We start from the raw sequence: 15,789 nt of genomic DNA, 5'->3' as shown, positions 1-15,789 counted from the left end.
CTATGACTTTTTAACAATACCAATTTTGCTAGAAAGAGCTCCAAGTGCAGCTTGACGTTCATTCCATGTCATCGGCGGGAGTTCACCAGGTACTTCGACCATATTAATCGCACCATCCACCGGGCAGACGATGGCACATAAATTACAGCCGACACAGTCCTCTTCCCTTACCTTGAGAATGCTGTTTCCTTTTTCATCCTTCAACATATCAATACATTGATGGGAGGTGTCCTCGCAGGCAATATGACACTTATTGCAATTTATGCAAACCTCGTTATTGATTCTGGCAACAACACTATAGTTCAAATCAAGGTTGCCCCAGTCGGAGTATTTCGGTACAGATTTTCCAACTAGTTCCATGACAGAGGCGATGCCCTTTTCGTCTAAATAATTATTTAATCCATCAATCATATCCTCGACGATTCTAAATCCATGGTGCATCGCTGCGGTACAAACTTGGACACCACTTGCCCCCATTAACATGAATTCGACTGCATTTTGCCAGTTAGAGATTCCACCAATTCCAGATATCGGGATATTAATCCTTGGATTTCTGGCACACTCCCCAACCATATGTAATGCAATCGGTTTAACCGCTGGTCCACAATATCCCCCATGCGCGCCTTTCCCGGCAACATGTGGAATGGTGTTCCAAGTATCAAGATCAACCCCCGCTAAACTATTGATTGTATTAATCATACTAACCGCATCCGCACCACCCTTTACCGCGGCTTCCGCTGTAGCCGTAATATCGGTTATATTCGGGGTGAGCTTTACGATAACTGGAGTCTTTGCTACTTCCTTAACCCAGTAGGTTTGTTTTTCTACAAGGGCAGGTACTTGACCTGACGCTGATCCCATCCCTCTTTCCGCCATTCCATGAGGGCATCCAAAGTTTAATTCAAGTCCATCTACTCCAACGGCCTCGACTTTTTTTACAATCTCGTGCCATTTTTCTTGTTTTGGCTCTACCATTAACGAAGCAACGATTGTATTATTCGGAAACCGTTTCTTCGTCTCACTTATTTCTTTAAGGTTTACTTCTAACGGTCGATCGGTAATTAGTTCGATATTGTTAAATCCCGCAACTTTTTGACCATTAAAGCTCACGGCAGCAAATCGTGAAGAAGTATTAATAATAGGCTCACCTAATGTCTTCCAAACCGCGCCGCCCCATCCTGCCTCAAACGCACGCTGGACCTGATATCCTGAGTTCGTTGGGGGTGCTGAAGCCAACCAAAATGGATTCGGTGATTTTATTCCAGCTAAATTAATGCTTAAATCGGCCATCGACCTGCCTCCCTTATTCTCAATTCTTTTAAATCCCAAACGGCCTACGCTGATTCCACAACGGAGGGTTTAAGTAATTGATGTATGCTATAGGCAGTTTCTTTCCCTTGTTGTACAGCAGATACAACCATCGCATCTCCCTGTTGTCCTTTCCCAAAAATAACATCTCCACAGGCAAACACCTTCTGCTTGGAAGTTTGATAGGTTTCAGGATTAATCTTTACAACTCCGCCTTTATGTTCTAGATTAAATTGTTCAATCAATTCCATATATCGGGATTGACCATTTGCCTTGATAACCGCATCCACTTCAAGAATAAATTCCGTTCCGCTGATTGGTACAGGGCGCCGTCTGCCATCGTCGTCTGGTTCTGTCAGCTCCATTTTAATGCATTCAATCCCGTTTACATTCCCTTGCTCATCGCCTAAAATCCTAATTGGTGCCGTTAGCCAGCGGAATTCTACCCCATCTTGTTTGGCAAATTCATATTCAAATTCATATGCGGTCATTTCTTCGGATGTCCGTCTGTAGAGGATTTTGACATTGTCAGCGCCTAGCCGTACTGAACTCGTTGCAGCATCAATGGCAGTGTTTCCTGCACCGATTACAGCAACTTTTTTTCCAAGAAGGGCTTCAGAAATTGGTTTAGTTTTTGTTTCTCTTACAAACTCAATCGCGTCAAATACCCCTGCTAAGTCCTCACCATTTATCCCTAACGCAGGGACTTTGGACATACCAATAGCAAGAATAATAGCATCGTAGTTCTTTAGAATTTCTCCTACTGATATATCTTGGCCAACTCTTGTATTGGTTCGGATGGTAACATTAAGACTCTCGATCTGCTTTACCTCCCAATAGGAGATGTGAAGTGGAAGTCTAAACGGCACAATCCCATAAGTATTTAATCCTCCTGCCTTTTCTTCTGCTTCAAAAATAGTAACCTCATAGCCCAGCAAGGCTAGTTCTCTAGCAGCAGACAACCCTGCTGGTCCTGCGCCAACAATCGCCACTGTTTTCCCGTTTTTCTTTCCAGCCTTAAATAGGGATTGCTCATTCTGGATTGCCCAGTCAGTCGCATACCGCTGCAGGTTACCAATCTTGATTGGCTTGGTAGAATGGTTTAGAACACAGGCGCCCTCACATAATTCCTCAGTGGGACAAACGCGCGAACAGCTGGCACCAATTGGATTGGCCGTTAAAATGGTCTTGGCAGACCCTTTTAGATTGCCAGAAGCAATTTTCTTGATAAACGACGGTATATCAATTCCAGTTGGACAGGCTTTAATACAAGGTGCATCGTAGCAATAGAGACAACGATTAGCCTCTTCAAGTGCCTCCTGCTTGGTTAAATTCGGGACTATTTCTTGAAAATTCAGGCTCAAATCATCAGATGATATTTTTGCATGATTGACTGAAACCAAATGCCAAAACCTCCTTAATTAAAATGAAAGAACCGTCTCTAGCAGGACATTTACACCCTTTGCACAGTCCTCCCAAGTTGTTAGCTCTTCTTCACAATGGCTTTTACCCTTGATACTTGGAACAAATACCATGGCAGTTGGCATATAGCTGGCTAGAAATTGTGCGTCATGGCCGGCCCCGCTATCCATTCTTTTATACGAGTAGTTTAATGACTTCGTAGATTTTTCTAATAAATTGCATATTTGTTCATCAAATAATACAGTAGAACGATCCCATAATTTTTTTGCCTGTATTTCACAGCCCTCATTAGCTGAAGATTGTTGAAGCCCTATGATAATCTCCTCAACATTCTTAATCACTGCAGGATCTTTATGTCTAGCTTCTAATGAAAAAACGACTTTATTAGGAATAACCGTATGAATGTTAGGAAGGACATTCATTCTCCCGATAGTGAAGACTAAATCTTTATCAAGAGCATTTAGCTTTTGACGTGCTTCACTAATTAAGTTATTGGCAGCAAAAAGAGCATCTTTTCTCATGTCCATTGGAGTCGTTCCGGCATGATCGGATTCCCCTGTTACTTCAATTTCATAGCAAACCATTCCAAGCACGCATTCCACCACGCCAATGGATAAAGATTCCCTTTCAAGAATCGGCCCTTGTTCAATATGTAACTCCAAGAATGCTGTGGCTTCTTTCAAACGGGATTCCTCTTTACCTACGTAACCAATTGAATGTAGGGCTTCTTCAAATGTAGTGCCATTGACATCTTTTTTCTTGAGCATGACATCTTTATCGAATTTACCTGACAATATACCTGAGGACATCATCGAGGGTTCAAATCTGGCTCCTTCTTCATTTGTGATATTCGCAATCACAAGAGGGATCCTCGGCTTAATATTATTTTTAACTAGGGCCCGGGCAATTTCTAAACCAGCTACTACACCCAATACTCCATCAAACCGTCCGCCTTTTTTGACAGAGTCTAGATGAGAACCAATGACAAGAGGCGGCTTTTCTTCAATCCCTGCTAATGTCGCATAGATATTACCCAAATCATCCATTGCTACCGACAACCCTAACTCTTTACAGCAAGTGCAAAAATAATCTCTTGCTAGTCGATCCTCTTCCGATAGAGCTAAACGAGTAACGCCATTGTTTTCCGTCCGTCCAAAATTGGCAAATGATTCAAGGATAAACTGTAAACGCTTGGCGCTGATTAAAATTTTTTGTTGTTCCATTTCCAATTCTGCCCCTTTCATTCTTCTTGGTACTTAAAGATTACTTTTGTTATTACTTAAATAGAACCTCCTAAAAGGCCAACCTGGCTTAATCAATGCCTTTTTTTAATGTCCTAGCTTGATTATCTTGTGAATATATGAATCATTCCATTATCTGGTAAGGTAATCTTACACAGAAATTTAAAAAACACTGTCATTTTTGGGTTTAGAAAAAGACCCGATCTTTTTCGTGTGACGATGGGGTCAGGTCTTTTGATGTCTTGATACAAATTGATTATTGGTAACCCAAAAACGCCAAGGATAGTCTCGGGCTTCTCCTGAGTTATGAATTCCAATTCTCTTACCGGTTGATATGCTTTCAGGACGGAAACCTTTGGCTATAAATAGTGGGGGAGAGGTGAGTGAGCGACCATAATCTTCCATTGTTATGCCCACTGATTTTGTTAGTTTACCAGGACCATTTGTGAGACTTTTAAGTTCTTTCATACCTCTTCTACTTTTCATAAGTTCGATCCCACTCTGAGGTTCAAGAGCACGGACCAAAACGGCTTCTGGATTTCCTTCACCGCCGCTAACCACGTTGAATAAGCAGTGAGTATGCATGACATAAGTATAGACGAGCCCGGATTGATGGAACATTACTTCTGTTCTTTTTGTACGCCTGTTATTATAACTGTGTGCCGCCCTGTCATTTGGACCGATATATGCTTCTGTTTCAACAATAAATCCCGCTGCAATTCCTTCCTTTGTCTCTTTAACGAGGAGGCATCCGAGCAAAGCTTTTGACAGTTCAAGTGTGGGTTGTTCATAAAACTCCTGGGGTAATGGAATCGATCCATTTAATAAATCTCCCATATCATCACACCTTACGAAATTTTATTTAAGACACTTTGTTTCCCTTAGTAACAAGTTTTGTCCTTTAGATGCCTTATTAAGGACACTTTGCTTTTTCTAGCACTAATTTTTCTCCTTTAGAAGTCTTCTTAAACACACTCCGTATCTCCTATTAACATAAATTGCTCATCTAATCACAAGTAATGATGCCACAAAAACTTTCAAAGAGGACTTTTATATAGAGTATTTAGGCTTGGAATTAGAGCCAAAGGGTTAAAGCAAGGAGCACTTGGTTTTATAGTTAAAAAATCAAATCCTGATATAAAATTGGTAGAAATTCAAACTAGCGATGTACTTGATCAAAACCATAATGAATTAGGTTGATTTTAATTAAGTTTTCCATTCTATTTAAAAAAAAGACCTATACAGAAGTCTTTTTTCTTAAGAAACTATTGGGGTATGTCCTCCATTCTTCCTCCTCTACTTTACTCCTTTTAGTTCTCCTAACATTGTACTGGAAATATTCATAAATCCTATTTTTCAAATAAAAACACAGGAGCAGACTTTTTTATAAAGACATGCTTCTGTGTTTTTTTAATTTATAGTGATTTATTTACTCAAACCATGGGACTTCTATTAACGTGCGACCAATCCATTCTCGTAAAATTTCATTGGTAGGACCCATCACTGCACCTGCTCGACCATCCCGTAAGAATTTTTCCACCTGCCCGGTAAGGTATCCTCGTCCACCCGAAACTTGCAGGGCCTGATTGGTCACCTGAATGACAATATCCGCAGCTTGTGTTTTTAACTCCCAGAGCGGATACAAACATTTTGACAACTCTTCTCCATTTTCGATACATCGGTCCATCGCTTCACTCACACGGAAAAGCATACTCCTAGCACTATCTACAATAATTTGAGCTTTTGCTAATTCATGGCGGATGACTTGATACCCAGCTACTGCTTTTCCAGTGTCTTTATGTACCTTTTTCTTGGCACTGTCAATCGCTGCGTTAATGGCTCCTTGAGAAATACCGATCCAGCAAGCACTCGTTCCTAACAGGAATAACGGATCAATGACATTATCGTTATAGCTGTTCATTCCTCCCTCATTTCCAATGCGATTTTCGATAGGGACCATAACATTCTTAAACTTCATTGGCCCACTCGAATTCCCACGAAGCCCCATCGCGGAGAATGGGAAGGATTCCACACCATCTTGATGATTTTCCACTAACAAAAACATCAGCTTATCCGATTTTGGACTGTCTGGTGAATTAGTACAAACGATATACCAATCTGCTTCACCAGCGCTTGTCACAAATGATTTGTCCGCGTTCAAAAGGTAGCCTCCACCTACTCTAGGGGCTTCACTTACCACATTCCAGAAATGACTTCCTGTGGCTGGCTCACTAAACGCTAGACCACCAATCTCTCCCGTCAATACACCCGGAATCAAACGTTGACGTTGTTCTTCATTACCTGCAGAATACAATGTTTGTACCGCTGCTGTATGCATGACCCAACACATAGTAGAAGAAGCACAATATTGGGCAAACGTTTCGGCTAATACGGCAAAACCAGTTAAGCCATAACCTGCGCCCCCTGCTTCAACTGGAAGAGTGGATGCACCAAAACCTGCCTTTGCAATTGCCTGAAGACTCTGACGTGGGTACATTCCTTCTTGATCTGAAATAGACGCACGTGGTAATAGTTCACTCTTTCCAATCTGATGCGCCAAATTTTGAAGTTCTTCAAAACCGATTGGACATGACCACCAATCCGGAACCTTCATTACACCTTCATCTACAACAATATTCGTATTCGTCAATGTTTTCATCCCCTTCCAATTTTAACCTAACATAAAAGCTGGTTCAGGTAATCTGTGCCCGGTATACCCTGCCTTGATTAATTGGACACCCGCTTTTGACTTAAGTAATTGAATTCCGCTTTTGTTAATGTGTTTTCACTCATCCTCTTCACCTCATAGATTGATATATTTAATACCCCACTATCATGACATAAATAAAAATAGGCTCAAACAGAGTTTTCTCAATTTTCAGGAAAATATCTTTTTTCATGTAAGGAAGGGTAACAAAGAAGATTTCTTCAAGACTAATAAGACAGATTTACTTGTTTAATGGAATTGTTGAGTAGTAGAATCGATATCTATAAATAGTTATCTCCTGTCAAATCTGGAGATAAACCCTTCCACCCCAATAGCTGTTTTGCTTGACTAACCATTCCTTCCTTAATGAGGATACGAATTCTACTAGAAGAAATAATTTCACCTGAATTACATCGAATTGGTTCCAATACTTGTACGGAGAAATGTTTGCGCAAAGTATCTACATTTCCCTCCCGATTCTTTCCAAACTGAAAATCATGTCCCTCCCATATTTCTAAGGGATTTAAGTCAGCAAGTTCTGTAAGAAAGGAATGAACTTCTCTTTCCATAAAATTAGCGTTGAAAGGAGCTACAATGACATAATCTACACCAAGCAGACTTAGCCATTTTATTTTTTCAGCTAAAGGTGTTAATAATAGAGTACTCTTGTTAAAATAAACCCTGGGCGGCGGATCAAAGGTATAGACCACCAGCGGTACATTAAACTTTCTTGCTCGCATTTTCGCTCTTGAGATCAATGTCTGATGTCCTTTGTGGACTCCATCCAGCGCTCCTATCGTTAATACCGAAGCGGAAAGTTTCAACGTCTTATCTTTAAGTACTCTCAATTCCATCCATCCTTTTCATTCTAGTAGCTACATTCACCTATCTACCCTTTCATATCCATCACCCAATAATGTCAATAAATATTACATCACTTACTATTTATCTTACGATTACTCATATATTTACAAAAATTGCTAGAAAATCCTAATTATCTTTCCCGAATATTGAGAAAATAGAGAATTCAATGTTATGTATTTTTACATTTGAGTAATCTTACACCCTGCATTTTTTTAAGAGCTATTTACAAAAGTAGATTCAATGTTAGGTATTTTTACATAAAATCCATAATTATCCCAATAATCAAGAAATTAAAGTGGGTTTAAAATGATAATTATGTAATTATATTTTTATTCCAATTAATAAAGCTTTTTAAAAAGAATGATAGCGCAGGACAGTTTGACAACATTTAAAATTCTTTATGGAAAAAATTTTTCGAGGTGAAGAAAATGAGTAAAAAAACTTTAACAAAGGAAAAATTCCATTATTTAAGCGAAAAGCCAGGTGTCCAGTTGATTAAAGCAGGGACATACGCAAAAAAAGAACTGAACGGAATGTTGGGAATCCCAGCATTGAAAAGCCAAATTATCGATGTGCCGATTTGTTCAAAAGAAAATGCCTTATCGATGGGCTACTTTTCCATGCAGCCGTCGGAAGATTTTGAATTCACCTATACCTATTTGGAAGTGAAGGTGATAATAAACGGAAAAATAGTTGTTCGCGACGATCAAGGAATAAAATATGTGGCAGAGGCTGGGGACGTATTAATTTTCACACCGGAAACTACGGTTATTTTTGACAAAGAAAGTGATGGGGAAGCCATTTATACGGGGCATCGTTTGCCAGAACCTGCTTTTATGTAAGTTCTTATAGTCAAAATAATAGGTTAGAGCCTAACAATCTGTAAAAAAATGAGCATTCTAGGTAAGGTAACCCCCACTTAGAATGCTCATTGTATAATTTCCAGTATATTTTTAGGAGAGATAAGTAATGAAAATATATGAAAATCCAATAGATTTAAGAAAAAGACTGATATGCATGGTCTTTTTTAGTATCTAAAAATATACCGCTTTAGTTTTATTCATGGTTGTTTGGTTTTAGACTTATAGAAGAAGTAATAATAAAAGGAGATAAAAAAATGCACACTACATCCGTCATTCAAACGAATGATTTCGATATTACAATTAATGGTATCAAGAGCTCTCTCCTGGACTTATTTCCTGGTTTTAATGAACAGGATCGTTTAGGAATTGTGGTACGCCAATCAGGCGGAAGTGCAGGGGCAAGTGCTCTCCTTATGGCAACTATTACGAAATTTTATGATTTTCATCGACCATTGCTTGGAAATGGGCCTGGGAAACTCCGAATCTATCCCGAATTTTATATCTTCCATGTAGGCAAACAACATATGGACCATTACTGGATGGATGTATGGACACCCAATAAAGAAGTAATCGTAGAAGATGATCCTGAACAAATTCTAGAAGCTGTTAATGACCGGCATATAACCAGATTGCTTGTAGAAGACATTGAACCATCTTGGGCCACATTTTTACCTGAAACAATCAGCAGTGCCGAACTCCGGATAAAAAGCGCCATCGCCTACTCTCCAACTGGAAGAGTTCGAAACCATGACGTCCGTATTACAAGTTGCCCTGCAGCGGAAGGATATGTCTTTTCTTCGTTGAAAAGATCGGGTGAGATGTTTGAGCAGGCTCAATACGACAAGCTAATTGATCTTCGGAAATCACTAACGGTAACCGGTCGGGCGGTTGAAACCTATCGCCAGATTAGAGTTTCTGAAGCTTTTCAAATGCTCACGCATTCAACTGCCCCATCCCCAACGACCCGTTTATATATCTCAATGGCATAGTAGCCTTTTCTAGTAGTGTCCCTAATTGAACATTAGGGATTTTTCATTTTACATTATAAATAGGTAAACGAGATTTCAAATATGAAATCTCGTTTACCTTTTTCTAGCAATGCTTGAACTTAATAAATCTGTTTTTTAATGATAGACAGCTATTTCATGAGCAATCACGATGAATAAAATTGCTGCAATGATCGTGACATATGGCCAAATGCCAGCCCTTTTTACAAAAGATGGATTCTTCATATCCATGTCCTTAAGCATTTTTTCAGGGAACTTCCCTTTGTCGGTTACGTAATGCCTGAAGAGAAACACCGGAATAATAAGAGCGGCACATATTAATCCTGTCCAAAGTGTACCTGCCCCCCATATATCCGCTCCCATTCCGACAAATATCAGATTAACAAATGCGAATATTATATTTGTAACTAAAAGCCACTTAGGCACTTTATATGGACGGGACCAATTTGAACGGTCAATCCTATGAATCCATCCTGCATTCAGATTGAGAAAATTAAAGATGATATAATTCACATTGGCTATCGCCAGAATAAATGTATAATCGGATAGCAAAAGTAAGATTAGATTGAAGGTTAAATCGGTCCACATCGCTTTAGTCGGTGCTCCGTTTTTATTGACATGGGACAGGTACTTTGGGAACCATCCATCAACAGAAGCTTGGTATAACGTTCGGGAAGAACCGGCCATTGCGGTCATAATTGCTAATACTAATGAGAGGATTAACAATAGGACGAAAAGACCTTCGATGAAAACACCACCACCCAGCATATGTGCCATTGCCTTACTAACCCCCGCCCCACTTGCAACATCCGGATCGAGCAGCCCTTTCAACCCTAGAGTATCTTGAAAGGCAAATGGCACCATTGTAAAGATAACAATGCAGAGTAGTCCTGAAGCAAATATGGATTTGTAGGTGTCCTTCTGTGGGTTCTTTAATTCACTCGTATAACAAACGGCTGTTTCGAATCCATACGTGGACCAGGCGGCTAAAAACATCCCTCCGAACATTAATGTCCATCCTTTCATATCCCAAGAACCTGACAGGGGATGAAGAGGAAATAAGTTAGAAAACGAAATACCATGAATAAATAGCGGGATGATTCCAACTAGTAGTAACGGTAAAAGGGCAGCGATGGCCAATACTTTTTGTAAACGTGCAGCGGAGAGAGCGCCCCGATGTTGTATAGCAAAAATCAATACAAGAAAGGCCGCACTTATAATAAAACTGACATTAATTCGTAGGGACAGGCCTTGCTTGATCCAGCTCAGATTTAATAGGGTGAACTGCCAAGTCGTAATGGGAGAATGGGAAAAAAAGCTATTTAATACGTACCCTGATGCCAGCTGCGTCCCAAGAGCTAATACAGGAGACCATGCCACCCAATTACACCAGACTGATAAAGGGGCAATTAGTTTTGAATAACGAATCCACGCCATGGCACCATAAACGGATGCTCCCCCAGATTTATTTGGAAACATGCCAGCAATTTCAGCATAAGTGAATGCTTGTAGAAAACCCATCAAGATCGATAGTACCCAAACTACCCATGAAATATTGCCAACAGTGGAAGCGATGGCACCAATTGAAAATAATACTAAGGCTGGTACTCCACTGGCAAACCAGAACGCATCCTTCCATGTAATCTCTCTCTTTAGTTCCCCAGTCGTGGCTAGTGAACTTTCCGGATGCACACTTGATGAATTTACCACCATTTCCCTCTCAGCACTCATAAGCAACTTCCCTCCCAATCAATAGCTTTTCTTCTCATACTCTTCACCTCAAATGGATTTATTTAATACTCCCCTATCTTTACATAAAAAAAGAATGGCTCCAATTGAGTATTCTCAATTTTCAGGAAAGTCTCCGTTTTTGTGTGAGGAATGATTACAATAAGAATCATTCTTACTATTAAACCTAGATAAAAAAGAAAAGACTACTTTTGGTGTCATTGCAAGCAAAAAAAAGAGCACAATGTAACGGATAAACCTTTTACATTGCACTCTTATTTCTATAGGTAGAATAAAAACTTTTAAATATCCTTAGGCCGATTTTAATAAATATTTATTTGACATTTCTTACAATGGTGATAATATATACATGCAGGTGATTTTTACAAATAAATATGAAAAATAAATCCGCTAGAGGTGCCTTTTTAAAGGGCTGAGATTGAAGTGCTACTTCGGGACTCTATGAACCTGATCTGGTTAAGACCAGCGTAGGGAAGTGGAAAATGGGATATTTGAGTGCGCAAGCATTTTGTTTCTATATCATCAAACCACTTTCTTAATTTGAAAGTGGTTTTTTGTTTTTCACTTATTTCAAATAGCGGAATCTTCTAAGGGGTGACGCGAATTTTAACGAATGGACAAGAGTTACATATTATTTCGAACGGTAAGATGCCAATCGAACAATTGCAGGAGATTTTAATCGATATACACCCATTTATAACGTCGATTCACTTACGGGAAAAGCAAAAAACAGCAAAAGAACTTTTTCAAGCTGTCGAGATGCTATCTAAAGCTATCTCCCTTTCAAAAATCATCATTAATGACCGGGTGGATGTTGCCCATGTTTCAAAGGTGGCAGGGGTTCAATTGGCCTTTCATAGTTTAGAAGCGGCAATTGTTAAAAAAACATTTCCAGAGTTAAGGGTGGGACGTTCCATTCACTCTTATCTTGAAGGGAAAAAAGCGCTGCAGGACGGAACAGATTACGTGTTGTTTGGCCACGTCTACCCTTCCCAATCTAAACCAGGTCTGACACCGAAGGGTATTCAAGAATTATTAAGGGTAACCCAGTTGGATATTCCAATTATCGCCATTGGCGGAATTACACCCGAAAATACCCAACAAGTCATTCAAGCAGGAGCAAGCGGCATTGCGGTCATGTCAGGAGTCTTAGACTCACGTGATCCTTTATCTAGAGTAAAAGCGTATGTTAATGCATTAAAAGATGGAGATGGAAAAAGTGAAAAATACTTTTGATGTTGCTATTATCGGAGGCGGTATTAATGGGAGTTCCATTGCCTATCAATTATCAAAAATTGGAAAGAAAGTAGTGTTACTAGAGAAGAACCAGTTAGCCTGTGAAGCTTCGAGTGCAGCTGCTGGAATGCTGGCAGCCCAAGCAGAAATTGAACAAGATGGTCCCTTTTTCCAGTTAGCTTTAAAAAGCCAGTCAATGTTCCAAGCCCTCTCAAATGAGCTATTAGAAATGACTGGCATTGATATTGAGTTTATTCAAAAAGGTATGATTAAAATTGCCGAAACAGAAGAAATGGCAAAAGAAGTTCAACAACAGGCTGCTTTTCAACGAAATTGGGATCCAGAAATTGAATGGCTAGATAGGAATAGTTTACTTAAATTAGAACCATCCCTCTCACAAAATGTCACAGGCGGGATGTATCTACCAAACGATGGTCACGTCCAGCCAGCTAAATTATCTCAGGCATTTGCCAATGCGGCTGAACTATTGGGTGCGACTATCCTAGAAAACACCGAGGTTCTATCACTTATCTATGAAAATGACCGGGTCATCGGGGTTAAAACAACGCTTGGTAACCTTCATTGTCAGCAAGTTGTCCTTGCGACCGGAGCTTGGGCATCAAAACTTTTGCAAGAAACAGGTTTGGATATAACTGTTTATCCAGTCAAAGGGGAATGCTTCTCTGTTAAAACAGACACACCTATTATTAACAGAACTATTTTTTCAGATAAACGATGTTACATAGTTCCAAAACGTAATGGTGAAATTTATATTGGTGCCACCCAAGTGGAAAATACTTTTGATAAAAAAGTAACACCTGGCGGAATTATAAGATTAATAGAAAGAGCCGTTAAACTGGTTCCTCAGATTAAGGATGCCCCTTGGGAGCGGGTTTGGGCTGGCGTTAGACCCCAAACTGGTGATGGCCTTCCCTACATCGGTGAACATCCTTTTAAGAAAGGATTATTCATTGCCGCAGGACATTATCGAAATGGAATCTTATTAAGTCCTGTTACAGGTACGCTCGTGGCTGATTTATTGCAAGGTAAATCGGATGAAAATCTTCTCAAAGCTTTCCGGATTGATCGAAACAAAGCAAAGGTATATTAGGAGGTTACAATGAACGTATTATTAAATGGAGAGTCTATCCAATTACCAGACACAATTGTATTGGTTTCAGATTTACTCCAACACTATGAAATTCACGAAAAGCAGGTTGTCGTTGAAGTGAACGGAGACATATTAACAAGTGCAAATCATCAAAGTACTAGATTATCAGATAAAGATCGAATTGAAATTGTCCATTTTGTAGGAGGCGGTTGACATGTTAAAAATAGGTCCATTATCCTTTCATTCTCGTTTATTACTCGGAACAGGTAAGTACCCTAGCTTTGAAATCCAAAAGGAAGCAGTTGAAATTTCTCAAGCTGAAATTCTAACATTTGCTGTCCGAAGAATGAATATCTTCGAACCAAGCCAGCCTAATTTTTTAGAACAGCTAGATACCAATAAATATACGTTGCTGCCTAATACAGCTGGTGCAAAAACAGCGGCAGAAGCGGTTCGTATTGCAAAATTAGCTAAAGCATCTGGTTTATGCGATATGATAAAAGTCGAAGTGATCGGCTGTGATAAAACATTGCTCCCTGATCCAATTGAAACCCTTAAAGCAACTGAAGAGTTAGTAAAAGAAGGATTTATTGTCCTCCCTTATACATCTGATGATGTGGTGTTAGCCAGAAAACTGCAAGAAGCAGGATGTCATGCGGTGATGCCAGGGGCCTCCCCAATTGGTTCGGGTCAGGGAATTATCAATCCAGTTAACCTAAGCTTTATTATCGAACAAGCAGAAGTTCCAGTTATTGTGGACGCTGGTATTGGCTCACCTGCCGATGCAGCATTGGCAATGGAATTAGGGGCCGATGGCGTTTTATTAAATACAGCAGTTTCTGCAGCCAAGGACCCGATCAAAATGGCCAAAGCTATGAGTTTGGCAATAGAAGCTGGTCGCTTAGGTTATGAAGCAGGAAGAATGGAGAAAAAGAGGTACGCTACTGCCAGCAGTCCAAAAGAAGGAATGAGTATTGGGTGAATAATCGCTACTCTCGCCAAGAATTATTTCAACCAATTGGAAAAGCCGGGCAGCAAAAAATTCAAAATAAACATGTTTTAATTATTGGAGCTGGTGCACTCGGATCTGCAAATGCCGAAGCACTGGTTCGTGCCGGGGTTGGTAAATTAACCATCGTTGACCGTGACTATGTAGAATGGTCCAATTTACAACGGCAGCAATTATATACCGAAGAAGATGCCGAGAAAAGATTGCCTAAAGTCATTGCCGCTAAAAATCGACTAACCGCTATTAACTCTTCCGTAGCAATTGAAGCTGTTATTGCGGATGCTTCTGTTTTAGAGTTAGAACAATGGGCACAACAAGTAGATCTCCTACTGGATGCTACCGATAATTTTGAAACAAGAATGATTATTAATGATATATCCCAAAAGTATAGCGTACCATGGATTTATGGTGCTTGTGTAGGCAGCTATGGTGTATCTTTTACTTTTATCCCTGGTGAAACGCCTTGTATTTCTTGTTTACTAGAAACCGTTCCCTTAGGGGGGGTAACATGTGATACGGCGGGAATTATAAGTCCTGCAGTGACCATGGTGGTTTCTTATCAAATCAGTGAAGCATTCAAAATATTAGTTGGTGACTTGGATTCTTTACGCAACAAATTAGTTTCATTTGATTTATGGAAAAACCAATATAGTGCAATAAAAGTAGATAAATTAAAAAAAGACGATTGTCCCTCCTGTGGGAAAAATCGCACCTATCCATTTTTGTCATTTGAAAATCAAACCAAAACAGCGGTATTATGTGGAAGAGATTCCGTTCAAATACGTCCTTCCAATGGGGCTAACCGAGATTTAACCGCTTTAGAGAATGTATTAGCCAAACAAGGCATGACCGTGCAGCGTAATCCTTATCTTTTATCTTTCAATGTAAATCCTCACCGATTAGTCGTATTTAAAGACGGAAGAGTTTTAATACATGGATCGAAGGATATTGCTGAAGCAAAGGCCCTATACCATAGATACTTAGGATAAAAAAATAAAATAAAAGAGGTTAACTTCAATTAGTCGACGATCATGACTTTCCAGAAGTTAACCTTTTTTTCTTATTTAGGAGCTCTCATAGCAATAAAGTCCCATTGTTTGTTCATTTTTTTTTATAAGATCTAAAAGAAAAGGTCCTTCTTCTCTAGTCCTAATTTCGTTTCAATAGTAATCTTACTAATAGACTAGAATAACAAATGGATAATTTACCCATAATAAGTTAACCATTTATCGTCTATTCTTAAAAATACTTATACGGAAGAAGGTATCGTAT

Annotated in this window: 13 protein-coding genes, 1 pseudogene and 1 riboswitch; of the genes and pseudogenes, 7 read left to right on the top strand and 7 right to left on the bottom strand. The window is 39.5% G+C overall.

Annotated elements, in window-relative coordinates; genetic code table 11:
• The 6 genes from preA to JOC76_RS08500 form a co-directional block, all read right to left on the bottom strand.
• On the bottom strand, positions 1 to 1,290 hold the full coding sequence (gene preA, locus JOC76_RS08525; RefSeq protein WP_205177168.1) for an NAD-dependent dihydropyrimidine dehydrogenase subunit PreA: 1,290 nt from the start codon (positions 1,288 to 1,290) through the stop codon (positions 1 to 3).
• 44 nt (positions 1,291 to 1,334) lie between these two features.
• A complete protein-coding gene (locus tag JOC76_RS08520; RefSeq protein ID WP_205177167.1) occupies positions 1,335 to 2,711 on the bottom strand; it encodes an NAD(P)-dependent oxidoreductase in 1,377 nt (458 codons plus the stop codon).
• A gap of 18 nt (positions 2,712 to 2,729) precedes the next feature.
• Positions 2,730 to 3,953 carry a Zn-dependent hydrolase gene (locus tag JOC76_RS08515; protein ID WP_205177166.1) on the bottom strand — a complete coding sequence of 408 codons (1,224 nt, stop codon included), beginning with the start codon at positions 3,951 to 3,953 and terminating at the stop codon, positions 2,730 to 2,732.
• A gap of 243 nt (positions 3,954 to 4,196) precedes the next feature.
• Positions 4,197 to 4,808, bottom strand: coding sequence for a DNA-3-methyladenine glycosylase (locus JOC76_RS08510; RefSeq protein WP_205177165.1), 612 nt, complete (start codon positions 4,806 to 4,808; stop codon positions 4,197 to 4,199).
• Positions 4,809 to 5,400: 592 nt separating this feature from the next.
• Entirely contained in the window at positions 5,401 to 6,621 is a 1,221-nt protein-coding gene (locus JOC76_RS08505; protein WP_205177164.1) for an acyl-CoA dehydrogenase family protein, read from the bottom strand.
• Between the two features lie 338 nt (positions 6,622 to 6,959).
• Positions 6,960 to 7,526 (bottom strand): FAD synthetase family protein, encoded by a 567-nt coding sequence (locus JOC76_RS08500; protein WP_239557618.1) that lies wholly within the window; start codon positions 7,524 to 7,526, stop codon positions 6,960 to 6,962.
• A gap of 408 nt (positions 7,527 to 7,934) precedes the next feature.
• Between JOC76_RS08500 and JOC76_RS08495 the strand changes: the two are divergent.
• Positions 7,935 to 8,384, top strand: a pseudogene (locus tag JOC76_RS08495) (EutQ-related cupin domain-containing protein); the annotation flags it as partial.
• Between the two features lie 275 nt (positions 8,385 to 8,659).
• Positions 8,660 to 9,394, top strand: a complete 735-nt coding sequence (locus JOC76_RS08490; protein WP_205177161.1) for a hypothetical protein — start codon at positions 8,660 to 8,662, stop codon at positions 9,392 to 9,394.
• Between the two features lie 135 nt (positions 9,395 to 9,529).
• On the opposite strand, the gene JOC76_RS08485 is transcribed toward JOC76_RS08490, so the two are convergent.
• Positions 9,530 to 11,143 (bottom strand): trimethylamine N-oxide permease, encoded by a 1,614-nt coding sequence (locus JOC76_RS08485; protein WP_239557617.1) that lies wholly within the window; start codon positions 11,141 to 11,143, stop codon positions 9,530 to 9,532.
• Positions 11,144 to 11,543: 400 nt separating this feature from the next.
• Positions 11,544 to 11,652, top strand: a riboswitch (TPP riboswitch).
• A 103-nt stretch (positions 11,653 to 11,755) separates the two neighbouring features.
• Here JOC76_RS08485 and JOC76_RS08480 point away from each other — a divergent pair.
• Genes JOC76_RS08480 through JOC76_RS08460 form a run of 5 tightly spaced genes read left to right on the top strand, consistent with a single transcriptional unit; the run spans position 11,756 to position 15,506 of the window.
• Positions 11,756 to 12,397: a thiamine phosphate synthase gene (locus tag JOC76_RS08480; protein WP_307784702.1), complete on the top strand. Its 642-nt coding sequence runs from the start codon at positions 11,756 to 11,758 to the stop codon at positions 12,395 to 12,397.
• Positions 12,372 to 13,508, top strand: a complete 1,137-nt coding sequence (gene thiO / locus JOC76_RS08475; RefSeq protein WP_205177160.1) for a glycine oxidase ThiO — start codon at positions 12,372 to 12,374, stop codon at positions 13,506 to 13,508. Before JOC76_RS08480 ends, thiO begins: the two co-directional genes overlap by 26 nt.
• 9 nt (positions 13,509 to 13,517) lie before the next feature.
• On the top strand, positions 13,518 to 13,721 hold the full coding sequence (gene thiS, locus JOC76_RS08470; protein ID WP_205177159.1) for a sulfur carrier protein ThiS: 204 nt from the start codon (positions 13,518 to 13,520) through the stop codon (positions 13,719 to 13,721).
• Position 13,722: 1 nt separating this feature from the next.
• Complete coding sequence (locus tag JOC76_RS08465; protein ID WP_205177158.1) at positions 13,723 to 14,490, top strand: thiazole synthase; 768 nt, start codon at positions 13,723 to 13,725, stop codon at positions 14,488 to 14,490.
• Entirely contained in the window at positions 14,487 to 15,506 is a 1,020-nt protein-coding gene (locus JOC76_RS08460) for a thiazole biosynthesis adenylyltransferase ThiF (RefSeq protein ID WP_205177157.1), read from the top strand. The genes JOC76_RS08465 and JOC76_RS08460 overlap by 4 nt, the downstream gene beginning before the upstream one ends.
• Positions 15,507 to 15,789: the final 283 nt, after the last annotated feature.

Source organism: Neobacillus cucumis, from assembly GCF_016908975.1.
Taxonomy (GTDB): Bacteria; Bacillota; Bacilli; order Bacillales; family Cytobacillaceae; genus Neobacillus; species Neobacillus cucumis.
Note: the sequence above shows the minus strand (reverse complement) of the source record. Positions and strands in the feature narration are given on the sequence as shown.